The sequence below is a fragment of the Bartonella sp. W8151 genome, from assembly GCF_016100385.1.
Taxonomy (GTDB): Bacteria; Pseudomonadota; Alphaproteobacteria; order Rhizobiales; family Rhizobiaceae; genus Bartonella; species Bartonella apis.
In genome coordinates, this window is record NZ_JACFSO010000004.1 from 121,388 (window position 1) to 145,641 (window position 24,254).

Annotated in this window: 21 protein-coding genes; 14 read left to right on the forward strand and 7 right to left on the reverse strand. The window is 45.1% G+C overall.

Annotated elements, in window-relative coordinates; genetic code table 11:
- Nucleotides 1–54: 54 nt before the first annotated feature.
- The 3 genes from folP (at nucleotide 55) to H3V14_RS08505 (ending at nucleotide 2,092) form a co-directional block, all read left to right on the forward strand.
- The gene (gene folP, locus H3V14_RS08495) at nucleotides 55–909 is read left to right on the forward strand and encodes a dihydropteroate synthase (protein WP_198227984.1); all 855 of its coding nucleotides are present in this window, start codon (nucleotides 55–57) and stop codon (nucleotides 907–909) included.
- Nucleotides 906–1,433, forward strand: a complete 528-nt coding sequence (gene folK, locus H3V14_RS08500) for a 2-amino-4-hydroxy-6-hydroxymethyldihydropteridine diphosphokinase (RefSeq protein ID WP_198227986.1) — start codon at nucleotides 906–908, stop codon at nucleotides 1,431–1,433. The genes folP and folK overlap by 4 nt, the downstream gene beginning before the upstream one ends.
- Before the next feature lie 107 nt (nucleotides 1,434–1,540).
- Nucleotides 1,541–2,092, forward strand: coding sequence for a hypothetical protein (locus H3V14_RS08505; RefSeq protein WP_246785122.1), 552 nt, complete (start codon nucleotides 1,541–1,543; stop codon nucleotides 2,090–2,092).
- A gap of 37 nt (nucleotides 2,093–2,129) precedes the next feature.
- Here the strand turns inward: H3V14_RS08505 and cobJ are convergent, their stop codons facing one another.
- The 4 genes from cobJ to cobG all read right to left on the reverse strand — a co-directional run bounded on the left by cobJ (nucleotide 2,130) and on the right by cobG (nucleotide 6,319).
- Nucleotides 2,130–3,425: a precorrin-3B C(17)-methyltransferase gene (gene cobJ / locus H3V14_RS08510; RefSeq protein ID WP_343211618.1), complete on the reverse strand. Its 1,296-nt coding sequence runs from the start codon at nucleotides 3,423–3,425 to the stop codon at nucleotides 2,130–2,132.
- Nucleotides 3,426–3,571: 146 nt separating this feature from the next.
- Nucleotides 3,572–4,312, reverse strand: coding sequence for a precorrin-2 C(20)-methyltransferase (locus H3V14_RS08515; RefSeq protein WP_198227988.1), 741 nt, complete (start codon nucleotides 4,310–4,312; stop codon nucleotides 3,572–3,574).
- Complete coding sequence (locus H3V14_RS08520) at nucleotides 4,309–4,935, reverse strand: precorrin-8X methylmutase (RefSeq protein ID WP_198212839.1); 627 nt, start codon at nucleotides 4,933–4,935, stop codon at nucleotides 4,309–4,311. Before H3V14_RS08520 ends, H3V14_RS08515 begins: the two co-directional genes overlap by 4 nt.
- 13 nt (nucleotides 4,936–4,948) lie before the next feature.
- The gene (gene cobG / locus H3V14_RS08525) at nucleotides 4,949–6,319 is read right to left on the reverse strand and encodes a precorrin-3B synthase (protein ID WP_198212837.1); all 1,371 of its coding nucleotides are present in this window, start codon (nucleotides 6,317–6,319) and stop codon (nucleotides 4,949–4,951) included.
- 71 nt (nucleotides 6,320–6,390) lie between these two features.
- Between cobG and cbiE the strand changes: the two genes are divergently transcribed.
- From cbiE to ilvN, 8 genes are all read left to right on the forward strand, one after another.
- Nucleotides 6,391–7,605 carry a precorrin-6y C5,15-methyltransferase (decarboxylating) subunit CbiE gene (gene cbiE / locus H3V14_RS08530; RefSeq protein WP_198212835.1) on the forward strand — a complete coding sequence of 405 codons (1,215 nt, stop codon included), beginning with the start codon at nucleotides 6,391–6,393 and terminating at the stop codon, nucleotides 7,603–7,605.
- Nucleotides 7,606–7,733: 128 nt separating this feature from the next.
- The gene (gene hfq / locus H3V14_RS08535) at nucleotides 7,734–7,988 is read left to right on the forward strand and encodes an RNA chaperone Hfq (protein ID WP_075870888.1); all 255 of its coding nucleotides are present in this window, start codon (nucleotides 7,734–7,736) and stop codon (nucleotides 7,986–7,988) included.
- Nucleotides 7,989–8,094: 106 nt separating this feature from the next.
- On the forward strand, nucleotides 8,095–9,444 hold the full coding sequence (gene hflX, locus H3V14_RS08540) for a GTPase HflX (protein ID WP_198227990.1): 1,350 nt from the start codon (nucleotides 8,095–8,097) through the stop codon (nucleotides 9,442–9,444).
- Nucleotides 9,445–9,473: 29 nt separating this feature from the next.
- Nucleotides 9,474–10,019, forward strand: coding sequence for a gamma carbonic anhydrase family protein (locus H3V14_RS08545; RefSeq protein WP_075870756.1), 546 nt, complete (start codon nucleotides 9,474–9,476; stop codon nucleotides 10,017–10,019).
- A 67-nt stretch (nucleotides 10,020–10,086) separates the two neighbouring features.
- Nucleotides 10,087–11,070 (forward strand): bile acid:sodium symporter family protein, encoded by a 984-nt coding sequence (locus H3V14_RS08550; RefSeq protein ID WP_075870755.1) that lies wholly within the window; start codon nucleotides 10,087–10,089, stop codon nucleotides 11,068–11,070.
- A complete protein-coding gene (locus tag H3V14_RS08555; protein WP_198227992.1) occupies nucleotides 11,054–11,869 on the forward strand; it encodes a methyltransferase domain-containing protein in 816 nt (271 codons plus the stop codon). The genes H3V14_RS08550 and H3V14_RS08555 overlap by 17 nt, the downstream gene beginning before the upstream one ends.
- 632 nt (nucleotides 11,870–12,501) lie before the next feature.
- Nucleotides 12,502–14,301, forward strand: a complete 1,800-nt coding sequence (locus H3V14_RS08560; RefSeq protein ID WP_198227994.1) for an acetolactate synthase 3 large subunit — start codon at nucleotides 12,502–12,504, stop codon at nucleotides 14,299–14,301.
- A gap of 11 nt (nucleotides 14,302–14,312) precedes the next feature.
- Nucleotides 14,313–14,885, forward strand: coding sequence for an acetolactate synthase small subunit (gene ilvN / locus H3V14_RS08565; RefSeq protein WP_075870886.1), 573 nt, complete (start codon nucleotides 14,313–14,315; stop codon nucleotides 14,883–14,885).
- A gap of 81 nt (nucleotides 14,886–14,966) precedes the next feature.
- On the opposite strand, the gene H3V14_RS08570 is transcribed toward ilvN, so the two are convergent.
- Entirely contained in the window at nucleotides 14,967–16,040 is a 1,074-nt protein-coding gene (locus tag H3V14_RS08570) for a nitronate monooxygenase family protein (protein ID WP_198227996.1), read from the reverse strand.
- Between the two features lie 86 nt (nucleotides 16,041–16,126).
- Here H3V14_RS08570 and H3V14_RS08575 point away from each other — a divergent pair, with 86 nt between their 5' ends.
- Both H3V14_RS08575 and H3V14_RS08580 read left to right on the forward strand, forming a co-directional pair.
- The gene (locus H3V14_RS08575) at nucleotides 16,127–17,248 is read left to right on the forward strand and encodes an ATP-dependent RecD-like DNA helicase (protein WP_075870752.1); all 1,122 of its coding nucleotides are present in this window, start codon (nucleotides 16,127–16,129) and stop codon (nucleotides 17,246–17,248) included.
- Between the two features lie 78 nt (nucleotides 17,249–17,326).
- Nucleotides 17,327–18,094, forward strand: a complete 768-nt coding sequence (locus H3V14_RS08580; RefSeq protein ID WP_246785124.1) for a glucose 1-dehydrogenase — start codon at nucleotides 17,327–17,329, stop codon at nucleotides 18,092–18,094.
- A gap of 251 nt (nucleotides 18,095–18,345) precedes the next feature.
- On the opposite strand, the gene gltA is transcribed toward H3V14_RS08580, so the two are convergent.
- Complete coding sequence (gltA, locus tag H3V14_RS08585; RefSeq protein ID WP_075914393.1) at nucleotides 18,346–19,638, reverse strand: citrate synthase; 1,293 nt, start codon at nucleotides 19,636–19,638, stop codon at nucleotides 18,346–18,348.
- 360 nt (nucleotides 19,639–19,998) lie between these two features.
- Nucleotides 19,999–21,420 (reverse strand): glutamate--tRNA ligase, encoded by a 1,422-nt coding sequence (gltX, locus tag H3V14_RS08590; protein WP_198227998.1) that lies wholly within the window; start codon nucleotides 21,418–21,420, stop codon nucleotides 19,999–20,001.
- 81 nt (nucleotides 21,421–21,501) lie between these two features.
- Here gltX and H3V14_RS08595 point away from each other — a divergent pair, with 81 nt between their 5' ends.
- The gene (locus tag H3V14_RS08595) at nucleotides 21,502–23,829 is read left to right on the forward strand and encodes a ComEC/Rec2 family competence protein (protein ID WP_198228000.1); all 2,328 of its coding nucleotides are present in this window, start codon (nucleotides 21,502–21,504) and stop codon (nucleotides 23,827–23,829) included.
- The last annotated feature ends 425 nt before the right edge of the window (nucleotides 23,830–24,254 follow it).

Consider the following 24,254-nt stretch of genomic DNA (forward strand, 5'->3'; position numbering starts at 1 on the left):
ATGCTAAAAAAACGTCTACAAAATCGGATAATCTGGGTAGAAGCGAATTTTAACATGGAACGTTCCTGGTCGGTTGGCCATAATAAATCTATTTCTCTCGGCAAAACAGCAGTTTTAATGGGAATTTTGAATGTAACGCCGGACTCTTTTTCAGATGGGGGGGAACACAGTTCTTTACAAGATGCCATCTCGCATGCACAGAAAATGTTCAGTGAAGGCGCAAAAATTATCGACATAGGGGGCGAGTCAACCCGCCCCGGATTTGACGAAATTACACTTAAAGATGAACAAGATCGCGTGTTGCCGGTTGTCAAACAATTGAATTTGATGGAAAACGTTCTTTTGTCAATCGATACTTACCATGTAGAGACGGCACGTCTTGCTCTGATGGAAGGTGCCAATATTATCAATGATATATGGGGGTTGCAGAAAGAACCGGAAATGGCAGCTCTCGTCGCCGAGGAGAGGGCCGGCATCATCATCATGCATAATTCACGTCACCGGAATATTCACCCCGATATTATCGAAGACCAGAAGTTCTTTTTTGATAAGTCTCTGGAAATAGCTAAAAAATCCGGAATTCCAGATGACAACATCGTACTTGATCCCGGATTCGGTTTTGGCAAGGATTTTCGAACAAACCTTGCACTCCTTGATCGCGCTTCAGAGCTTGCTATGTTCGGCTTTCCAATGTTGGCCGCAACCTCGCGTAAACGATTTCTCGGGACTATAACGGGGCATAGTGAACCAAAAATGCGAGATATAGCGACATCGGCAACTTCGGTTCTTTTGAGAAAAGCCGGTTTTTCGATTTTTCGGGTGCACAACATCGCAGCCAATAGAGATGCATTGGCTGTTGTTGATGCACTTTCGGATGTTGAAAATAGTGTTATTGAAGGAAAGAAATGAACCGTAAAGAAGCCCTAAACGGGGTATGGAAAAAAGCCTGGCTAGGAATGGGGGGAAATGTCGGAGATGTCATCGGAACGCTTGAGCATGCATTAAAAGATATCGAAAATTCGGCTGATGTCGAGCTCATTCGCGTGTCTTCATTTTATCGCACGCCACCGTGGGGAAAAACCGATCAGAATGAATTCGTGAATATCTGTTGCGAAATCAAAACCCGATTGTCTCCTGAAAAGCTGCTGCAAATCTGTTTAGCTATCGAGCAGAATTATGGACGTTTACGAAAAATCAAATGGGGCCCCAGAACCCTTGATATCGACTTACTGGCATTTGAAGATATTGATCAATATCATTCTCGGACTCTGACACTTCCACATCCTTTGATGACCGAACGTGCCTTTGTATTGGATCCTTTAAACGAAATAGCACCCGACCTCAAGATTAATGGAAGCACGGTCAAAGATTGGAAAAAAGACTGCAACGACGATGGTATTGTGGTACTTCCGACACACTTCGGGATCAGATGATGCCGATTTTTCATTATAGTGATGACGTGAGGGAAAAAAATCGTTAAAGGGCATTATAATTTGATAACTTTGCGAGCGTTGTCGAGAAGTCTAGCTGAGGTGGTCGTATGTCACGCGTTTTACTAAAATCCTTTTTTGCCGTTTCCGGTCTGGCACTTGTTTTGTCCGGTTGCACGACGACAACATCGACAAAACCGGCAACTGCGAATGCTTTGACAACTCCTGCGGCAAGCAATCCGGCGCCTAAGTTTCCTTCGTTTACCACACCCGCCCGCAGTGTCGCACCGGACCTTGCACAAGCATGTATCAACAGCGCCGCAAATAAATACTTTTTGCCGACAAGGGTTATCAAAGCGGTTGATTCTCGTAAACCCGGAGATGGTTCAACACAGGTTATTCTGAAAGTTGATTTACGTGACGCTGTCTGCACAGTCAGTGCAGGAGGTGTCGTGAAATCGGTTATTGATACGTCCCCGAAAAGTGCTGACCAGATAGCCGCAGAAGCACAAGCTGCTGCAGCTCCTAAAACAACATCACAAACAGCTACAGCAAATCCGGTTGCAAGAGCAACGCGGAAATCGGCATCTACAACCAAAACATCAAGTGGCGTTAAAAAGCGTTCACAAGCGACGGCTTCTTCAGGTCAATCGCTCTACTGACATTTTACTCAATAGTGTGATTAAGCGAATTGCGCGCTTATGAATTAGCGCCATCAGGATAAGAACGGGGCGTGTAGCACCATGATTTACCTGACTGTTGGAATGTGCGGGTTTGGCTCGAACCGATTATGACTACAGACCGGCTCGTCACGTCTTGAATATTGAAATCGGTAATTGTTGTCACCACTGTTTTCTCTCCAATTCGCCCGATATCTGTACCAATCATGATGATCCTGTCAGAAGGGCAAAATCGCTTTGCGATTTCGATTGCGTCCATAATTTTTGTGGGGCGCGCACGAGACACCGGATTATAGAGAGCTAAAACCATATCTGATGTTATTGCGGCGATTAATCGTTTTTCGATGATTGCCCAGGGTTTCAGATTATCAGATAACGAAATAATCGCGAAATCATGTCCCAAAGGTGCGCCAAGACGTGCTGCGGCGGACTGGGCAGCGGTGATGCCTGCTTCGACTCTGATTTCTACTTTGTCCCAGAGTGGCGAGTAATGTTGATCCAAAGTTTCGAAAATCGCGGCTGCCATAGCAAATATTCCGGGATCGCCCGAAGAGATCATCGCTACTCTTTTGCCGGATGCAGCCAGATCAAGCGCTTCCTTTGCTCTCGAGATTTCCTGCCGGTTGTCGCTGGGGTGCAAAACCTGATCATCCAGCAAAGGTGACGCCAATTTGATATAATAGTCATAGCCAAAAATATCGGTTGCCTCGGCCAAAGCATGTCGTGCAGAAAGAGTAATATTTTCTTCGTTACCAGGCCCCAGTCCGATAATGGTCAGAAGTCCCGTTTTCCCTGCGTTTCTATCATCATGTGTGTCGCGCTTCCGGTAAATCAGACAGGTTGCAGAACCTTTTATATGTCCGACATTGTCGTTGACTATAATTTTTAGTCTTGAATCGTGGTCCAAAGGAAGGGATCCGGTATGGAACCATCGATGGTCTCCTACCAGTTCGACTTTTTCTCCGTTCAAAAGCGCAGAAATGAAAGCTGAAGCATCTTCTTTATTAATGAGTTCCAGATCATCTGGAGGCAAAAGCAGATTTATTCCGAACCGTAAATATCCACTTGTGGTAATGGCGGCGTGCCCGTGAAGAATATCGGCGATTTCCACAGCAAGTTCGTTTGCACCCGCATTGCCACCTAATAGTGGCACAATAGATGAACCGTCATCGGCAATACACAAAACAGGAGGCTCATTAAATTTATTTTTCAACAATGGTGCAAGAATGCGAATAACGATGCCGGAAGAACAAAATGCGATAATTGGTCGGCCAGACTTGAATGCATTTTTCATCGCTTCGGATACTTCATCCACAATTATGAAGTCTTCACAGGCAACCCGATTTGTACGATATATTGTGGCAGCCTTACAATGCTTACTTAAAGCAATCGCAAATTCAGAACAAAAATTTGAAAACACAAATATTGCAATATGTTGAGAAGAAATATTTAACAATCACATTAACCTTTCTTCCCGTGAGGTTCACCGGGTATCAATATCAGCGAAAAATATGGCGATTGGTCGCTAACAACTTCGTCTATCGGAAGAATTTTCTGTTCTTCCATTGTCGCCCGCTCAATGTATAGAGCGCGTCCAAGAAGGCCGGTTATTTCAAGCGCGTCTCTGATCTTATCGAGATTACGGCCAACTTTGAGTATCGCGAAAGCATCGCCGTTTTTAAGACGTTCAACAAGTTCAGGCTTTTCCAAAACGCCGGATAGAACGGTAAAACTCTGGTTTCGATAGCATAATGGAGCCTGAAGAGTAGATGCAGCGCCGAAAATTGACGAAATACCGGGGATAATTTCAGTGTCATACAGTTTTCCAAGCCGGTCATAAATATACATAAACGAACTGTAAAAAAGGGGATCTCCTTCCGCTAAAACGACAACATATTTTCCATTTTTTAAAAACGAATCAATGAGTTGTTCCGAATTGTTGTAGAATTCCTTTAACCTATCCCTATATTTCTCCGATCGACTATCGGATTGCATCGTTACAGGATAGGTAAGTGGTTGCAGCCGTGCAGTTTCAGAGATCCACTGGCGTGCTATTTTCAGTGCATTGCTATTGTGTGTTTCTGTTTCGTGATAAACAATCACATCGGCAGACTTTATGGCCTTTACCCCTTTGACAGTGACAAGTTCGGGATCTCCCGGGCCAACACCGACGCCTGTGAGCTTTGCTTTTTTCCTGTTCATTCTTGTTCACTCGCTAGAGCATTGATCGCTGCTGCTGCCATAGCACTGCCACCGCGTCTTCCGTGAACAACGATATAGGGAATTGAAAATTGATTGTTTGAAAGCGCGAGTTTGGATTCTTTTGCACCGACAAAACCCACCGGACAGCCAATAATTAATCGTGGTTTTTCAAAACCTTGCTCGATCAAATCAAGAAGATGAAAGAGGGCGGTTGGCGCATTTCCGATTACCACAACAGAATTTTTGATGTAAGGCTTCCAGAATTCAACGGCGGCGGCTGAACGTGTGTTATGAATTTTCTTGGCGTAAGCCGGAACAGTTTCATTATTAAGTGTACAGATTACCTGATTGTTTGCTGGTAAGCGTTTTTTAGTAATTCCTTCGGCGACCATCTTTGCGTCGCATAATATTGCCGCGCCTTCTGCGAGGGCTGTACGCCCGATTGTTCCGGCACTATCGGAAAATGCCAGATCTTTGACAATGTCAATCATACCGCAAGCATGTATGACACGAACAGCAAGTTTTTCGAGGTCAGCCGGTATGTTACGTAAATCGGCCTCCGAGCGGATCGTGGCAAAAGACCGGTTATAAATCTCTTGACCGTCTTTGATATAATCGAACATTCATTCGCGCCTTTTATCTGATTGGTTGTTGTAGTTCTTCTATATAGCGCATGACGTCCGATATGCCGACGTTCTCGCATAAAAGTTGGCCGAATTTGTTTTTTTCTGCCGGATTTTTACGATAAAGATTATAAACGCCATCTTTGATTGCAAGAACGGTAAAAGGAAAAGGGACTGTTGCAACGCAAGATTTCGGGCAGCCTGTCAGATGAATGAGGGCTTTTGGTGGTGATGCAAAGTGATTGACAAGATATTTTCCATCACGTTGAACGTTTGAAAGTGCCGAATGACAAAGTGGAGCGCCGGCACAACAAAAAACATAAAAGGCCGGAGCATTTTTATCAGTTACCAAACCAAATTCGTGCAGTCTATCGCGGATAAATACTGCTTTTTCTTTTGTACAATCCGGTATAATCAATCCCTGATGATGGGTAAGCCGTATCGGCGTTTTGATAGCACGAGTTTTAATCAGTTTTGCAATGCCGTACAACACTTTCGACGATAATCGCCCGAGTTCCGGTCGTGCGCCGACGTAAAAAAGTCCCTTCCGTTTTTGTGCAAAAATGCCAGCAAGCGGTGACTCTTTTTGATGCATTCCGGACGACAATAATGGTTTCGAGATTTTGTGGTTAAAGCGCTTTTTCAATTCAGCCAGAAATTCATCAAATCTCTGATGGCTGCGAAGATGTTTCATGCGTGTTATCGTTGGATCAGACTTCGATAAAAAGATAAATGCATCGAGACAACATCTGATAAATTCCAGCGCTTCTTGAGCCGGTATGCTGCCTATCGCATTGTTTCCGTTGTCGGGAGTATCAAGGGCTGGAGAGGCGAAACCGAAATTATAAGCTACTCCGCCCGGCACAGCGGAAAACCAGATATCAGCAACATGGTCGAGAACGCGGGTGGTTTCACCACCATTGATAAGAAAAGAAAATTTGGGAGATAAAGAGGCAAACTCCTTATTCAGTTGTAACATTTCAAGAAGCTTGTTTCCCAGTAGTGTTGTATCGCACGACATATTCACATCTATACCGGCTGTCGGTGCAACCATCACATTTCTTATATCATCACCTTCAGGATTGAGAGGGCCGAGGCCGAGCTTCAAAAGCTTGTTTATCAACTTTTGTTCACTGGTCTTTTCAACCGCCCGTATTTGCAAATTAGCCCGTGTTGTAAGCTCGACATAGCCAGTCGAAAAATTTTGGGCAGCTTCTGCTATACCTTCTATTTGTTCGCCTGTGAGGCAACCAAGAGAAAGTTTTATCCGACAAATACCGCCATCATTCGCTAGAGGCATACGGAACAACCCCGGGCAGGCAAAACGTCTGTCCTGAACGGCTTTGATCTGGCGTTTATTTTCTGTGGCAGGAAGAGTCATCATTTTGCTTGCTCTCGGAGTAGGCGGATTCTAATAGTTCAACATAGGTACAAACAGCTTACTGATCAACTTGAATGAACAAAAAACCTTGGCTCACAATTATCGGTATCGGGGATGATGGCTGGAATGGCCTCACTCGCCGTCAGCAGGACATTATAACTGCCGCAAAATATATTTTCGGAGGAAAGAGGCATCTCGATTTCCTGCCTGAAACTTTGCAAGCGAAGTTAAAGCCTTGGCCCACTCCATTTTCGGAAGGTGTAAGCGAGATCATAGCGTTAAAAGGTCAAAGCATTGTTGCGCTCGTCAGTGGAGATCCTATGTTTTTCGGGGCAGGTGTAACGCTTCTTCGTTATTTACCAGTTGATGAAGTGCTGGTTCTACCGCATCCATCTTCATTTTCGCTCGCGGCTGCACGCCTCGGTTGGGCGTTGCAAGACGTTGATTGTCTTTCAATCAATGGTCGTCCTATCCGCACGGTTATCGGTCACTTGCAGCCATCAAGCCGGCTTATTATTCTTTGCGAAAACAAAGATAGTCCGGCCTTGCTTGCCAAAATTTTGACCGAGCAAGGGTTTGGCGCAAGCAAAATGATAGTTATGGAACATTTGGGCGGAGAAAAAGAAAAGATCCGTACGCAAAACGCCGATACTTTTCATCTCGATGAATGTGAGAATCTCGTTCTTGTAGCTGTCCAGTGTGTAGCTGATAATTGTGATGCCGGATATCCTTGCTATGCCGCTTTGGCGGACAAAAACTTTTTAAATGACGGGCAATTGACGAAGCAGGACATTCGGGCTGTCACAATGGCACATCTTGCGCCAAAGTGGGGTGAGGTCCTATGGGATGTCGGTGCAGGTAGCGGTTCGATATCAATCGAATGGTTGCGCGCAACGAAAGGTGCGCGTGCCTATGCGATTGAAAAAAATTCTGAACGACAGGATATTATTTCAAAAAATTCCGATCACTTTGGCGTTATCGGCCTTCATTTGATAAAGGGCGAGGCGCCGCTCTGTTTGAGCGGACTTGAAAGACCTGATGCCATATTCATCGGTGGTGGATTTACCCGACCCGATTTATTCGATTGCTGTTGGCAAAGTTTGAAGAGCGGCGGGCGGCTTGTTGTGAATGCTGTGACGCTTGAGACCAATGCCATCCTTCAATCGGAAGCGCGTAAAATCGGGGCCCGGCTTATACATATTTCACTTGCCGAAGCAGAACCGTTGGGAAATTTCCATGTATGGCGTGGTGCGTTACCAATCACGATGATGATTGCTCGCAAGACGTGAATGAAGCTTGATTTTCCGCTACTTAAAGCTGTGGGTGCGCTGGTAGTTACACATTGACAATCGATAGTTTTTTGTTCGATATGGACAGAACAGAATTTTATGCGGTTCGAAATATAGGTATAAGAACAATGACAGAACGATCGCAGCATCTGCAGGATCTCTTTCTGAATGCAGTACGTAAACAGAAAATTTCTCTGACAATCTTTTTGGTAAACGGGGTCAAGCTTACCGGTATTGTAACATCATTTGACAATTTTTGTGTTTTACTCCGGCGAGACGGGCACTCCCAATTGGTTTATAAACATGCAATATCAACCATAATGCCAAGCCAGCCGGTGCAAATGTTGGATGATGAAGAGGATATCGAGACAGACGACGAATGATTTTGCTCGACAAAGGTATTTGCTGTTGGAAAAGAGTTTTTGCCGGGGAAAGAGCGGAGAGATCAGGTCGTTGTCCTTTACTGTTTAGCTTCACGGTTTGTTTGCCATGATGGACGATGATGACAAGGCTCATAAACTGATTTCGAGACAGACAGTTAAAACACGAGCAATCGTAATTGTTCCTATTATTTATGACAGGGAGAGCTCGCAAAAGAATTACGAGGCATCATCCCGTTCGCGGATCGAAGAAGCTGTAGGACTTGCTGAAGCTATCCGGTTGGATGTTATTGAAAAATTATCGGTCAATATCGAGAAGCCGCGTCCGGCAACGCTGTTAGGTCAGGGCAAAGTTGAAGAAATCGGCAAGATTATAGCGGATGAGAAGATTGATCTTGCGATCATTGATTCATCTGTAACGCCAATTCAGCAAAGAAATCTTGAAAAAGCCTGGAGCTGCAAAGTTATTGATCGTACAGCGCTCATACTCGAGATTTTTGGCGATAGAGCAAGGACAAAAGAAGGTGTCCTTCAGGTCGAGCTTGCGCATCTCAATTATCAAAAAGGTAGACTGGTCAGAAGCTGGACACACTTGGAAAGACAACGTGGCGGTAGCGGCTTTCTCGGCGGACCGGGTGAAACCCAGATAGAAGCCGATAGGCGTATTTTACAGGCGAAAATTGTCCGCATCAAACGTGAACTGGAAACGGTGGTGAGAACGAGAGCTCTCCACAGGGCAAAAAGGAAAAAGGTCCCTTATCCGGTTATTGCACTTGTTGGCTATACAAATGCCGGTAAATCAACATTATTCAACCGTTTGACAGGTGCAGACGTGCTTGCAAAAGACATGCTGTTTGCAACACTCGATCCGACACTGCGCAAGATCGTTTTGCCACGTGGGCAAACGGTTATGTTGTCGGATACAGTAGGTTTTATTTCCGATCTCCCAACTCATTTGGTCGCGGCGTTCAGAGCAACTCTGGAAGAGGTTGTCGAGGCGGATATCATTCTTCATGTTCGGGATATGTCGGACGCAGAAAACCATGCCCATGCGCAGGATGTATTGAACATTTTATCAAGTCTCGGAGTGAATGTTGACGATCCGGATCATATCATTGAGGTTTGGAACAAGGTCGATTTGCTTGATGACGTTTCGCTTGTTGCCTTACACGATTCAGCTCGTGCTTCTCTTAATCCGGTGGTCGCGGTTTCTGCTTTGACCGGTGAGGGCGTTGATAAACTTCTAGGAATTATTGAAAAACAAATATCCGGCGAAATGGTCAAACGTCAGATAACTCTTAAGCCGGATGAATACGGGCTTCTTGATTGGCTTTATAAAAATGGTGAGGTCATCAACAAGGCGTCAAAAGATGACGGTTCGGTTATTGTTTCGGCAAACTTGACCGGTCAGGCGAACGACCGCTTCGATAATATCATCAAGACAAAACATCACGATTAACAGATATCTAACTGCGGAGTGGAACGGGAATGGCTTTTTATCGACTTGATGGTATTGATCCCGTTATTGAAGATACAGCCGAAATCTGGGTTGCAGAGAGTGCTGAAATTATTGGGAAAGTGACCTTGAAACCGCGTTCGAGTGTTTGGTTCGGAAGCGTTTTGCGCGGGGACAATGAAATGATCACTATTGGTGAGGGCACGAATATTCAGGATATGACCGTTGTTCATACAGATGCCGGCATTGATGTCTCTATTGGCAAAAATTGCACTATCGGGCACAGGGTTATCCTTCACGGTTGCACTATTGGCAACACCACTTTGATAGGAATGGGAGCCATTATCATGAACCATGCTATGATAGGAGAAGAATCTATCGTTGGTGCCGGTGCGGTGGTAACACAAGGAAAACAATTTCCGAGCCGGTCACTCCTTCTTGGAAATCCTGCCCGTTTTGTCAGAAAAGTGAGTGATGAGGAAGTCGGGAACATCAATAAATCTGCTGCCCATTATTATGCCAATGCCCGGAGATTTAAAAATAGTCTTACCCACCTTTCATTGCCTGAACAATTATAATGATAGTGTAAATTCCTGCATTTTAGCCGGATTGTTTCTTTTAAACTCCTGAAGAAGAATAACGACGATGAAGTTTTTGCCAGATAAGTTTTTATGTGCGCTCATCATTGCAATTATCATTGCAAGCGTCGCTCCTATATCCGGCAAAGCGGCAGAGTGGTTTTCTTTGCTTACGCAGATATTTGTCGGGTTATTGTTCTTTTTGCACGGTGCAAAATTGCCTTGGCAGGCGGTGGTTGCCGGTATTGTTCACTGGCGACTGCATTTGACAGTGTTTCTCGCAACCTTTGTTCTGTTCCCGGTTCTGGGTGTCCTTGCAGGTGCTATTGTTCCGGGATTAAAAGAATCCGCATTCTATGCAGGCATTCTCTATTTGTGTGTTTTGCCATCAACCGTACAATCATCGATTGCGTTTACGTCTATTGCTTCTGGTAATATACCTGCCGCAATTGTCTCGGCCTCTGCATCCAATATTTTTGGCATGTTTTTAACGCCGCTCCTTGTTGGGCTATTATTTTCCACAGGAGGCGGTAAAGCAGTCATATCAGCGACTGCGTTCGAAAGCATTCTTGTGCAGTTGCTTATTCCGTTTGTTCTCGGTCAATTATGCCAGCGCTTTATAGGAAATTTTATAATCCGCCACAAAGCTTTAACCTCTATTGTTGATCGGGGATCAATCATTCTGGTCGTTTATCTCGCATTCAGCGAGGCCACGACTAGCGGGTTGTGGCATACTACAAGCTGGCATGACCTGATTGTGATGATTGTGATTGATGTGGTTCTGCTTGCAATTGTGCTCGCTGTAACATGGTATGGATCAAAGCTTTTGGGTTTCAATGAAAAAGACTGCATAACAATTATGTTTTGCGGTTCGAAAAAAAGCCTTGCAAGCGGTGCACCGATGGCAAATGCAATTTTTGCTGGCTCGGGTGGTGCAATTGGTGCAATCGTGTTGCCACTTATGTTGTTTCACCAAATACAATTGATGGTATGTACGATTATTGCCCGTCATTTATCAGAAAGAAGAAAACAAAGTGGCGAAGACGAATAAAGCCAAGTTGGAACAGTTCTATAATCTAGGATTGTCACTCGAAAAGGAAGGCAAGTTCGATGAGGCTGCCGAAGCTTATCGGCAGGCACTCGAAGCAGATCCTGACGACTTTGGCGGTATAAAAATAAGGCTTGCCTCTATCAATCGCGGTGAAACGCCGAAAACTGCTTCCAAAGCTTATGTGGCAACCTTGTTTGATCAGAACGCCGATATGTTCGATTATATTCTCATTGATCAACTGGGCTATGATGTTCCGTTGCAGTTACGCGACCAGCTTTTAAAAGTTTTTCCTGATGTGACTTATGAGAAGATGCTTGATTTAGGCTGCGGTACTGGTCTTTCAGCAGATGCCCTTGATGACTTGACAAGCGACAAGACGGGTGTCGATCTTTCCGAGAATATGATAGAGATTGCCCATGAAAAGGGCGATTACCAGCATTTGTTTGTGGGCGATGCCGTAGAATTTGTTACACGTTCTAATGAAGAGTGGAATTTGATTATTGCAACCGATGTTCTGCCTTATATGGGCGATATCAATGTGTTTTTTGACAAACTATCCCACCGCCTTGCCCCCAAAGGCATTTTCGGCTTTTCGACAGAAACACTCACTGACAGAGCCTTTGACGGGAGCGACTACAAAGTAGGACCGCACCAACGTTTTGCACATCATGAAAATTACATCAGAAAAGAACTGGTAAAAAACGGTATGGAATGCGTGAGCGTTAATAACATTGTTGTTCGCGCCGAGCAGGGAGAACCTGTACACGGGCAATTGTTTGTGGCGCAAAAGAGATCATGAGCTTCATCATTCTTAAGGCTCTTCATAAGCTATTATGCCCTTGTCACGAATGATGCATGATTGATGATGGGGTGAGGCCGGAATTTGATTTTCGCAAATGTCAATTTTGCAGGCATCAGTGTTTTCTTGGGCATGATCGTTGAATTATTGGTTATTGTCTTGAATGAATGCGGGCGATAAACCGGCGAACATTAAAAGATTTGATTAAAACAAAAGAACCCGAACTTTTCTCACATAGGTTTCCGAATGTAGTGGGCAAGAAAATCCACGACTACTGCAAAGCACCGAAATGTTCCAATGTCTAAAACGGCGTTTGGAGCGAATTGTCGGATCGGGGTGACGGCTTTCTATTTCGTTACGGTTTTGAGTTTTACAAATTTGCGTTCGAAGTATCTTGATCAATATTTCAAAGTTACAATTCTAAACTTTTCTCATTGAATTTTAAAATTTTTGGATTGACGATGTCTCTTCAGCATAATAATGTTGCCGCCATGAAACAGATTATTCTAGTAGTGCGAACGCGTATGGGGCAAATGGTATAACCATTCGGCTAATAGCCACTCATACGCGAAACAGGCTCCCTCGGGGGCCTTTTTTATTACCTTATTGAATGCAGTCGACGAGTAGGAAAAATGAAAGAAGAACCAAAACCAAAAGACAGTTTCGATGGAAAAGCAATGTCTGGTGCGGAAATAGTAGTGCAAGCGCTTATTGATCAAGGCGTCAAGCATGTTTTCGGCTATCCGGGCGGAGCCGTTCTTCCGATTTTCGACGAGATTTATCAGCAAAATTCATTTAGACATATTCTTGTTCGCCATGAACAAGCCGCTGGTCATGCAGCAGAGGGCTACGCCCGCAGTACCGGTAGAGTCGGTGTTATGTTGGTGACTTCCGGTCCGGGCGCTACAAATACCGTTACGGCATTGCAAGATGCTTTGATGGATTCTATTCCGCTTGTCTGTTTTTCGGGGCAAGTGCCCACAACGCTGATCGGTACAGATGGTTTTCAGGAAGCCGACACTGTCGGAATTACTCGCCCGTGCACGAAACATAACTGGTTGGTAAAAGACGTAAACGACCTTGCCCGCATCATTCATGAAGCTTTCTATATTGCCCAAACGGGACGGCCTGGACCGGTTCTCATTGATATTCCGAAGGATGTTCAATTTGCATCGGGAATTTATACCGCACCGCGTTCTATGCCACGTCAGAGCTATCGTCCTCAGCTTGATGGAAATAGAAAAGCAATTGAATACGCCGTATCGTTGCTTGCTGAAGCGAAGAAGCCGGTTATCTATACCGGTGGCGGGGTTATTTCTTCAGGAAATGATGCTGTAAAATTTCTCCGTGAGCTTGTTGCTCTTGGAGATTTCCCTATTACATCAACGCTTATGGGGCTGGGAGCCTATCCTGCATCAGGAAAGAACTGGCTTGGCATGCTTGGCATGCACGGAACCTATGAAGCCAATATGACAATGCATGATTGCGATGTAATGTTGGCAATCGGTGCACGTTTTGATGACCGTATTACCGGTCGTCTTGATGCTTTTGCACCAAATGCAAGGATTATTCATATTGATATCGATCCTTCATCAATCAACAAAACCGTGCAGGTCGAAGTGCCGATTGTTGGTGATGTCGCACATGTTCTGGAAAATATGGTAATCGGTTTGCGTGCTGTAAAGCCGGTGCCAGACGAACAGGCAAGAAAAGCATGGTGGGATGAAATCAACCACTGGAGGGCACGCAATTGCCTGGCTTATAAGCACAGGTCCGATGTCATCATGCCGCAATATGCGATAAAGCGGCTTTATGAACTGACAAAAGACAAGAAGGCATATATCACTACAGAAGTTGGCCAACACCAGATGTGGACAGCGCAGTATTATGGTTTTGAGGAACCCCGCCACTTCATGACATCCGGTGGATCTGGTACTATGGGTTACGGTTTTCCCGCTTCGATCGGTGTGCAAATTGCCCACCCCGACGCATTGGTTGTTTGTGTTGCGGGCGATGCGTCAATTCAGATGAACATTCAGGAATTGGCAACGGCAATGCAACATAAAACACCCGTCAAAGTGTTCATACTGAACAACCATTATATGGGAATGGTGCGTCAATGGCAGCAACTTCTCCATGGAAACAGGTTGTCGAATTCCTACACGGATGCCATGCCGGATTTTGTGAAACTCGCCGAGGCTTATGGAGCCGTCGGTATCAGATGTTCAAAACCGGAAGAACTTGATGGGAAAATCAAAGAAATGCTTGAATGCGATAAGCCGGTTTTCTTCGACTGTGTGGTTGCCAAGCAGGAAAATTGTTTCCCGATGATTCCATCGGGTAGGGCCCATAACGATATGCTTCTTCCTGATGAAGCCAATGATGAATCAATTCAGAATGCCATTGATGCAAAAGGTCGCTCGCTCGTATAAGGGATAAGATGATGAACGCACAGAATTTAAGTTTTGGCTCGGCTTATTTTATCGAGCCGAATAATGACCCGATGGAAACGCATATGCTTGCAGTTCTCGTTGATAACGAACCGGGCGTGCTTGCCCGTGTTATCGGGATGTTTTCGGGACGCGGCTATAATATTGAAAGCTTGACAGTTTCCGAAACGGAACACGCAGAGAAGCTCTCTCGTATTACGGTTGTGACACGGGCAACGCCGCAGGTCCTTAACCAAATTCGTCATCAATTGGAGCGCATTATACCGGTTCATCGTGTGGTCGATTTGACTGTTCGTGCACGCGAACAGGGGCAAGACGGGCCTATCGAGCGGGAATTGGCGCTTATCAAAGTGGCGGGAGAAGGTGCCGATCGTGTGGAAGCTTTGCGTTTGGCCGAAGCCTTTCATGCCAAGGTGATTGATGCGACAGTTGAACATTTTATTTTCGAAATTACCGGCCGTTCCGCAAAGGTTGATCAATTTATCTCGATTATGGAACCCTTGGGATTGGTTGAAATATGCCGTACCGGTGTTTCGGCTATGAACCGTGGTCCGGAAGGTATGTGATAACGAAAAGCCAACCGATAAATGAAATTTAAGGTCGCTACCGCAAGGTGGCGGCCTTTTTTGTTTTTTAAAACGTGATCTTTATGACAATTGCATAGCCTGACGAAATTCTTTTCTGAGGCAAGCAAGTAATTTCTTTGCGTCCATCGGTCGGGAAAAAGGAGCACCTTGTCCTGCCCAATAGGCACCGAATCCGAAGTCGTGTTTTTCTTTGGCAAGACCGGCAATTTGTTTTGCCGCGTCATAGGCATAAGGATATGGAGGCACGTCTTTATCCGGCAGATGTCGGGTAAAATCGACAAAAGAATTATAAAGTGCACGCGCTGGCCGTCCCGAGAAAGTACGGGTCATGACGGTATGATATGCGGATTGACTGACGAGAGTTTGTTTGTACCCTTTATCTGCTTGTGATTGGGGGCAAGCAATAAAAGCTGTTCCCATTTGCACGGCGCTTGCACCTGCTCTGATGCATTCTGCAATATCCTGGCCATCCATTAATCCCCCGGCTGCAATGACAGGGATAGAAAGATTTTCCAAAATTATCTTTAAAAGTTGTTTGAGCGAAAGACCCGAGTCCGCTAAATTTTCATCAAACACCCCGCGGTGCCCGCCGGCTTCATATCCTTGGGCGATAATTGCATCAAAACCGGCTTTTTTAATTGCGACAGCTTCATCAAGATTGGTTGCTGTTGCTATGAGATATATTCCGGCTTGCTTCATTGCCGAGATTTTATCCGGTTCAGGAAGTCCAAAATGGAAACTGACGATTGCCGGTTTTTCTTTTATAACGAGCTGAAACAGTTCGTCGTTCATATAAAAGCTGCTATAAATTTCCCTTAAGTTTCGAGGTGGCTCGGCATCGAAACGGTGGAATAGGGGGCCTAACTTCAAGAGCCAAGCGTCATCAATTTGTTTGTCGGGTTTAATAGGCTTATGGCAAAAAAAATTGATATTAAAAGGTCGCTTGGTTACTTTTTTCAATGCTTCGATTGCATGAGATGCAGTCTCTGGCGAGGATGCGCCCAAGCCCAGAGAGCCGATTGCACCATTGTTGCAGACTTCTGCGGCAAGCTCGGGCGTAGAAACTCCGGCCATGGGAGCTTGAATAAGCGGCATGTTGATATTGAAACGATGACAAAAATCGGTATAGGACATGTCTTCCTCCCTAAAAACACGAGCTTTGTTTTTAAAAGGACTATAATGGACTTGCTCTGAACCGTCGAATCCTGTTTGGATAAATTATGCAATTCTCACCACAACAAGATAAAGCACTGACCAGCGTAGCAACGTGGCTTAAAAATGGTCAGTCTCAAGTTTTTCGTTTGTTTGGCTATGCGGGCACGGGGAAAACGACCTTGGCACGCTATTTTGCTGAAAGCGTTGACGGCACGGTTCAATTTGCTGCTTTCACCGGTAAAGCGGCGCAGGTGTTACGCTCGAAAGGCGCAAGTAATGCGCGAACTATTCACTCTTTGATATATCGCCCAAGGGGTGAAGAAGAAGTTGCCGACGAAAATACGGGAAAAACATCAATGGCGCCGATGTTTTCACTCAATCGCCAAAGTCCGATTGCGCAGGCAAAACTTGTGGTCATTGATGAATGTTCAATGGTCGATGAACAACTCGGGCGCGATCTCATGAGTTTTGGAACTCCGATTCTTGTGTTGGGCGACCCGGGGCAATTGCCGCCGATATCAGGGGGAGGATTTTTTACCGAACATGAACCGGATTTTCTTTTGACGGAAATTCATCGTCAGGCGCGGGATAATCCGATTATCCGTCTTGCAATGGATGTTCGTGAAGGGCGCGATATTGATTATGGCGATTATGGTGCGGCCAAAGTCATAACAAGAAAACAGGTTGACCAGAAGCTGGTTCTCGAAGCTGATCAGGTTCTCGTGGGCATCAACAGAACACGGCGCCTTTATAATAAAAGGCTACGGGAGCTTAAAGGATTTACAGCTGACTATCCTCAATCGGGCGATAAACTTGTCTGCTTGCGCAATGATCCTGCAAAAGGCCTGTTGAACGGGTCGTTGTGGAAAGTGATGACTGCATCCAAGGAAACTGTAAAACCCGGAATCAGTTTGCTCGTAACTCCGGAAGATGACGATCGTGGTGTTGCAAAGATAAAGTTGTTGAAAGCGGTTTTTGATGATCCTGAAAGCGAAATATCATGGCAAATGAAGCGCCGTTATGATGATTTTGACTATGGCTATGCATTGACCGTTCATAAAGCCCAAGGTTCTCAATGGGATAATGTTGTATTGTTTGACGAAAGTTTTGCCTTTCGTGATACACGCGAACGTTGGCTCTACACGGCAATTACCCGTGCAGCAGAACAATTAACAATTGTAAGATAATCACTTCTTCTGATAAATATTAAGTGCTGTTATTTGAAATAAAATAACAAGTTATGGATGGCTATGAGGAGAATAATCATGCGGGTGAAAGACAAAGTTGCAATCGTCACCGGTGGTGCAAAAGGTTTAGGCGAGGCGACATCACGTCTTCTTGCCAAAGAAGGTGCAAAGGTTGTTTTAACCGATCTTGATGAAGTTCAAGGCTTGAAGGTTGAACAGGCAATCAAAAAAGCCGGCGGTACCGCGAAATATATGAAGCACGACGTTTCCAAGGAAGAACAATGGAAAAAGGTCGTTGACGACACAGTCAGTCTCTTCGGTCGGTTAGATATTCTGGTAAATAACGCCGGTGTCGGGCATTCTGCTTCAGCAGAAGATGAAACACTCGAAAAATGGCGGTTTCTGCAGTCGATCAATCTTGATGCGGTTTTTCTTGGCACCCGTGAAGCTATACGCGTAATGAAATCTCAAAAGAGCGGTTCGATTATTAATTTGTCGTCGATCGAAGGCCTGGTAGGAGATCCGACGCTTGCTGCTTATAATGCAAGTAAAGGCGGGGTTCGATTGTTCACCAAGTCTGCAGCATTACACTGCGCAAAGTCCGGTTACGGCATACGCGTTAATTCCGTCCATCCGGGTTATATCTGGACGCCGATGGTAGAAGAAAATGCCAAAGAAAGTGGCGACGTTGAGGAAAGAAAAGCAGCCTTGACCGCTCTTCACCCGATCGGAAAATTGGGTACGCCTGATGATATTGCTTATGGCATTCTTTATCTTGCTTCAGATGAATCGGGTTTTGTTACCGGTTCGGAACTGGTTATTGATGGCGGCTATACTGCTCAATAAAATAGTCTGTCGCGTGGCGAGAATTCTATGCTTATTTTGATGGAGCAGCGTCCAAGGCTGATGACAAGGACATCGAGGACTTTTCGACATGCGTCCGATTTAGAGTTTAGAGGTTTTTACGAATAGAAGTATAGTTACTTATCAATTTTTATATTACTCAGATTGCGATTATTGATCGCCAAAAAAAACGCCCATCGCAAAACATTGCGACGGGCGTTTAATTTTTAACTCAACGGCTATTTCGTTAGAAACTATTTGCGTTCGTTGATAGGAACATAGTCGCGGCGTGCAGCACCGGTATAAAGCTGACGCGGACGGCCAATTTTCTGTGCCGGATCCTCGATCATTTCTTTCCATTGAGCAACCCAGCCGACGCAGCGTGCCAAGGCAAACAGAACCGTGAACATATCGGTCGGGAATCCCAAAGCTTTCAATGTAATGCCGGAATAGAAATCAACATTCGGATAGAGCTTCTTCTCGATGAAATATTCGTCGTTAAGAGCGATGTGTTCGAGTTCCATAGCGATGTCGAGAAGCGGATCGTCTTTGATACCAAGTTCGGTCAAAACTTCATGACATGTTTTCTGCATGATTTTGGCGCGCGGATCATAGTTTTTATAGACGCGGTGCCCGAATCCCATCAGGCGGAAAGGATCATTTTTATCCTTGGCGCGGGCAATAAATTCCGGAATTCTATCAACCGAACCGATTTCCTGAAGCATTTTCAGGCAGGCTTCGTTCGCACCGCCATGAGCAGGGCCCCATAAACAGGCAACGCCTGCGGCGATACATGCAAACGGGTTGGCACCCGAAGAACCGGCAAGACGAACAGTCGATGTCGAAGCGTTCTGTTCATGGTCGGCATGAAGAATGAAGATGCGGTCCATGGCGCGTGCCAGTACCGGATTAACTTTATATTCCTCACAAGGAACAGCAAAACACATGCGCAGGAAGTTGGCCGCATAGCCCAAATCGTTGCGCGGGTATACAAACGGTTGGCCGATTGAATATTTATAAGCCATTGCAGCCAATGTTGGCACTTTCGAGATCAACCGGATTGATGCGATCATCCTTTGACGCGGATCAGAGATATCAAGTGAATCATGATAGAAGGCCGACATCGCACCAAGGCATGCAACCATCACAGCCATCGGGTGTGAATCACGACGAAAACCATGAAAGAAGCGCGAAAACTGTTCATGAACCATAGTGTGTTCGCGTACCGTACGGTCGAAATCTTCTTTTTGTTTTTTACTCGGAAGTTCACCATAAAGAAGCAGGTAACAGGTTTCCAAGAAGTCGCCCTGGTCGGCGAGCTGGTCAATCGGATAGCCACGGTAAAGCAATACGCCTGCATTACCATCAATATAGGTGATTTTGGATTCACAAGAAGCTGTTGATGTAAAACCGGGATCGTAAGTGAATGTTCCGGTTTCTTTATAGAGCGGAGCAATTTCGATGACATCCGGTCCCATAGTACCTTTACGAACTGGAAGTTCGATGCTTTTACCATCAACGGTTATATGTGCTTTATTATCTTTCATGTGTCTTCCCTTTCAGACCCTCCACCCCACAAACGATGAGGTACCGCGTTCACATTACAGGTAATGACTGCGGCTCATGTCCAATGCCTGTGTTGTTTTCCAGATTATCCGAAAAGCACAGTCTTGCAATCGTTAAGTTGTCTATTTTTGCGTTACCGGTGTCAATCTTGTGTGATTCAGGCTTGTGTGATTCAAACGTACTGACGTGATCAAGCAGGAAAGTATTGCGGTTGACAGGCAGTCTTGTTGAAGAGAGTTCGCCGGCATTCAAACTTTTTTGATAAAAAATGCCACAGCTTATTCAGAAAAAGCTGTGGCACCTAATCGAAATTCTCAGGCAGGCTTATTCAGCTGCGTTTTTCAATCAATCTGGTCATGAATTCGCCCGAGCGACTCTTGACGTCCGAGAATAACGAGAACGTCAAAAACACCGGGTGAGACTGCTCTGCCCGTTAATGCCGCGCGTAACGGTTGGGCAACTTTGCCAAGCTTTAGTTGGGCATCTTCGGCATACTGTCTGATGATTTTATCAAGCTGTTCCTTGTTCCAGTCGGTACAATTTTCAAGGGTCGGATACAGAGCTTTTAAAACGGCTTTACCGTCTTCATTCAAAAGATTTGCGGCCTTTTCATCAAGCTTCAATGGCCGTTTGGCAAAAATGAACGCTGCATTATCAATAAGCTCGACAAGGGTTTTTGCGCGCTCTTTCAGTTCCGGCATTGCCTTCAGGAATTCAGCACGATTTTTCTCATCAAGTTTTGCTAAAACTTCTTTGCCACCTTCAATTTCAGGCAGAATAGAGAGTGCTGCGTCGAAAAGCTCTTTATCATCGCTCATGCGCATATATTGACCATTGATCGCTTCAAGCTTTTTAAAATCAAACCGTGCTGCACCCTTATTGATGTCGTCAATATCAAACCAAGAGATCATATCTTCTGTCGACATGATTTCGTCGTCGCCATGGCTCCAGCCGAGGCGGACAAGATAATTCCGCAATGCAATAGGTAAATACCCCATAGCCCGATAGGCATCAACGCCAAGGGCGCCGTGCCGCTTTGAAAGTTTTGCACCGTCTGCGCCGTGGATAAGCGGAATATGGGCCATAACAGGAACATCCCACCCCATAGCCTTGAAAAGGATTGTTTGGCGCGCTGCATTGGTCAAGTGGTCATCGCCACGAATGACATGGGTGACTCCCATGTCATGATCATCGACGACAACGGCAAGCATATAAGTGGGGGTTCCATCCGAACGGAGAATAATAAAATCGTCCAGATCTTTATTCGGGAAATGAACATCCCCTTGAACACGGTCATGAACAACCGTTTCTCCCTGCTGCGGGGCTTTGATACGGATAACCGGTTTCACACCTTTTGGAGCTTCGGAAGGGTCGCGATCGCGCCATATACCGTTATAACGCGGCGGCTTTCCTTCAGCGCGCGCTTTTTCGCGCATTTCAGTCAATTCTTCCGGCGTTGCATAGCAATAATAAGCCTGACCTTTCTTGACAAGTTCTTCCGCAACCTCACGGTGGCGATCAACACGTGAAAATTGGGAAATGGGGTCACCATCCCATGTCAATCCCAACCATTTTAATCCGTCAATGATGGCATCGACTGCTGCTTTTGTTGATCTTTCGCGATCAGTGTCTTCAATGCGCAGCAGCATTTTGCCGCCAGTGTGTTTGGCATAAAGCCAGTTAAAAAGAGCGGTACGTGCCCCCCCGATATGGAGAAAACCGGTTGGTGAAGGGGCGAAACGTGTAACTACGGGCGTGGACATAATGTCTCCAGATTTCTACAAGTATTCCATTGTCAGCATGGCGTCGAACCATTAGCATAGACTCAGTTTCATGCGCTAGCCATGCCAACGGGGACAGATAGAATTATAAAGCAGAGAAATGCATTAGAAAGCAAATCAAAAGCGCAAGGGTTGATCAGCCAATCCAGAAATTTCAAGACGACGTCTGCTGCGCAGCTTTACAGTCCGCTTGAACGGCATGTTGTGAGTCTGCCGGATGATATACCATTTATCGATCCTTATAGAACAGGGATAAAACGGTTTTACAAAAAACTCTCCGATGTATTTTTTAACGCCCACGCGTCATTTGTTTTCGAGTTTGAACAAGGATTATTGTTTTTATTAATCCCCGTCTTCATGACCATTGGTGCGGTGATTTATTTTACCCTTGATTATGAACCGGACGGTTTAAGAATCTCAGCCTATTGCGGTTTGATGACTGGTCTTCTTATTTTATCGCGCCATTATAGACCGGTCTTCTATTCGACAGGTTTGGTGACCTGTATTTTCCTTGGTGCTTTTTGTTCAAAGGTAGAAACATGGCGAACCGCCACCCCAATGCTTGGCAGCGATATTTCCACAACAATCAAAGGCCGCGTCGTTTCGATTGAAAAAGCAACAAAAGGGAAATCTGTTCTTGTTGTCGATTTGTTGTCGACGGAAAAACCACATTTGAATTACGCTCCGGATCGGGTAAAATTGAGCGCCCTGATAAACAATATCATATTGGAACCTGGAGACGGCATCGAAGGCCGAGCAAAATTGCGCGCATCGTCGGGGCCAATTCGTCCTGACAGCTATGATTTCAGCTTTGCCAATTATTTTCAATCAATCGGTGCACAAGGATATTTTGTTGGGAAACCCACAAAAATCCGCGTTGAACAGCCGTCTTCGTTGACAGAGCGTTTTTCTCTTGCTGTTTCGCGTCTGCGTCTGGCGATGACGACAAGAATAACCGATGCAATAAGCGGGGAAACAGGTAGCATCGCTTCTGCGCTTATTACCGGTCAAAGGGGCGGAATTCTTCCGCAAACCAACAATGCGTTACGTGTGGCAGGACTATCCCATATATTGTCAATTTCCGGTTTGCACATGGCAATGGTCGCCGCCATGGTGTTGATTGTTATCCGAACAATGCTTGCATTATTCCCGTCATTAGCTTCACTTTATCAATCGAAGAAAATCGCTGCCGCAGCTGCATTGGCCGTATCTGCCTTCTATCTCTTATTGTCCGGTTCGGACGTGGCCGCACAACGCAGTTTTGTAATGGTTGCCGTTATGCTCATTGCAATCATTTTTGACCGTTCAGCAATCACCATGCGTAATCTTGCTATCGCGGCAATTATCACTTTGGTTGTGGTTCCCCATGAAGTGTTGGGACCAAGTTTCCAGATGTCGTTTTCAGCAACTGCCGCTCTGGTAGCTGTGTTCGGTTGGTGGAGCAGGAGGCACAAATCCCATTCGCAAACTACACCGATGTTTTTTGGCGCTGGAATTATCCGCGTCATTTTGTTTCCCGTTATCTCGACGGCAGTTGCTTCCCTTGTTGCCGGACTTGCAAGCGGAATTTTTTCTGCCTACCATTTTTCAAATACGGCTCCGCTTGGCATTATCAGTAATGCTTTGGCATTTCCTGTAATGTCTATAGCCGTCATGCCTTTTGCCTTGGTGGCGGTATTGGCGATGCCTTTTGGTCTCGAATGGTGGCCATTGCAAATTATGGGGGCAGGGGTCAAAATAGTCGAGAAAATTGCTTATGATGTTGCCGCTATTTCTCCAGACATTAATCCTGGCTTGATGCCTCCTATCGCGTTGATTTTTTTCTCGCTCGGGCTTGTTATCCTCTTATTTTGCAAAACGAGATGGTGTCTGTGCTCAATAATTTTCTTCTCAATGGGGGTATTTTCTATCGCGGTTCAAAAAACGCCTTTTCTGCTTATCTCCGAAGATAAAGGCGCAGTCGGATTGGTGAGCGATAGAACACTTTATATAACTGATAATAAACCCACACAATTTACTGCGACAGTCTGGATGCGTTCCTATCAATTAGACCAAATCGTCGGCCCTGCCGAAGCCGGTCAGCAAAGAGACGGGCAATTTCTCTGCGATAACGGCATTTGTGTGGCGCAAAAGACCAATGGTTTGAAAGTAGCTGTTATTGAAAAACAGGTGAATGGTGATCTTTCTTGTCCGGATGGCGATATTATCGTGTTGTCACCCAATATCCATATAGCCAATTGTCATCCGAGACAAAAAATTATCAATGAAAGTCTGTTGGCATGGAAGGGAAGTATACTGGTAACCGAGGATGGGAGAATTATATCGTCGATAAAATCCGGATCGTCACGTCCATGGAATGAACATCGAAGATATTTGCAAGCTTTAAGATGAGCATTTAAAAAAATCGAATTGAATTCAATTGATGTGTCTTGCTATATAACTCTTTGATTGGTCATGCGAACCTGTGTTAAGTCGCATAAAATGCGACGAATGCCATAGCGGCGATTTTGTAAATCGCAGTTCAGGTTTATTCACGTGACGAGGTAATCAAGGCCTCAATTTCCGTTAACAATGCGTCATGTGAGAAACGACAAAAGTTCACACGCAGAATTCAATATTAAGAATGCAAATTGCAGCTTGAGTTTTTACTCATCGGATGAAATATCAGCCTGCATGTATTTTCAGATGTTAGAAGTCAATATTTTAAAATTTCGAATCTCGGTATCTTTAGATGAAAAGGTAAAAACCTGTCTTCAAAATATCTGCGAAACTTAAATTCATACACAAAATCAAAATATTAGAAAATAAAATAGCCA

Bases quoted from the DNA above. Each gene is read 5' to 3' on its own strand.
- folP (WP_198227984.1), top strand. From the start codon at position 55: ATGGAACGTTCCTGGTCGGTTGGCCATAATAAATCTATTTCTCTCGGC.
- folK (WP_198227986.1), top strand. From the start codon at position 906: ATGAACCGTAAAGAAGCCCTAAACGGGGTATGGAAAAAAGCCTGGCTA.
- H3V14_RS08505 (WP_246785122.1), top strand. From the start codon at position 1,541: ATGTCACGCGTTTTACTAAAATCCTTTTTTGCCGTTTCCGGTCTGGCA.
- H3V14_RS08515 (WP_198227988.1), bottom strand. From the start codon at position 4,312: ATGAACAGGAAAAAAGCAAAGCTCACAGGCGTCGGTGTTGGCCCGGGA.
- H3V14_RS08520 (WP_198212839.1), bottom strand. From the start codon at position 4,935: ATGTTCGATTATATCAAAGACGGTCAAGAGATTTATAACCGGTCTTTT.
- cobG (WP_198212837.1), bottom strand. From the start codon at position 6,319: ATGATGACTCTTCCTGCCACAGAAAATAAACGCCAGATCAAAGCCGTT.
- cbiE (WP_198212835.1), top strand. From the start codon at position 6,391: ATGAACAAAAAACCTTGGCTCACAATTATCGGTATCGGGGATGATGGC.
- hfq (WP_075870888.1), top strand. From the start codon at position 7,734: ATGACAGAACGATCGCAGCATCTGCAGGATCTCTTTCTGAATGCAGTA.
- hflX (WP_198227990.1), top strand. From the start codon at position 8,095: ATGATGGACGATGATGACAAGGCTCATAAACTGATTTCGAGACAGACA.
- H3V14_RS08545 (WP_075870756.1), top strand. From the start codon at position 9,474: ATGGCTTTTTATCGACTTGATGGTATTGATCCCGTTATTGAAGATACA.
- H3V14_RS08550 (WP_075870755.1), top strand. From the start codon at position 10,087: ATGAAGTTTTTGCCAGATAAGTTTTTATGTGCGCTCATCATTGCAATT.
- H3V14_RS08560 (WP_198227994.1), top strand. From the start codon at position 12,502: ATGAAAGAAGAACCAAAACCAAAAGACAGTTTCGATGGAAAAGCAATG.
- ilvN (WP_075870886.1), top strand. From the start codon at position 14,313: ATGAACGCACAGAATTTAAGTTTTGGCTCGGCTTATTTTATCGAGCCG.
- H3V14_RS08570 (WP_198227996.1), bottom strand. From the start codon at position 16,040: ATGTCCTATACCGATTTTTGTCATCGTTTCAATATCAACATGCCGCTT.
- H3V14_RS08575 (WP_075870752.1), top strand. From the start codon at position 16,127: ATGCAATTCTCACCACAACAAGATAAAGCACTGACCAGCGTAGCAACG.
- H3V14_RS08580 (WP_246785124.1), top strand. From the start codon at position 17,327: ATGCGGGTGAAAGACAAAGTTGCAATCGTCACCGGTGGTGCAAAAGGT.
- gltA (WP_075914393.1), bottom strand. From the start codon at position 19,638: ATGAAAGATAATAAAGCACATATAACCGTTGATGGTAAAAGCATCGAA.
- gltX (WP_198227998.1), bottom strand. From the start codon at position 21,420: ATGTCCACGCCCGTAGTTACACGTTTCGCCCCTTCACCAACCGGTTTT.
- H3V14_RS08595 (WP_198228000.1), top strand. From the start codon at position 21,502: ATGCCAACGGGGACAGATAGAATTATAAAGCAGAGAAATGCATTAGAA.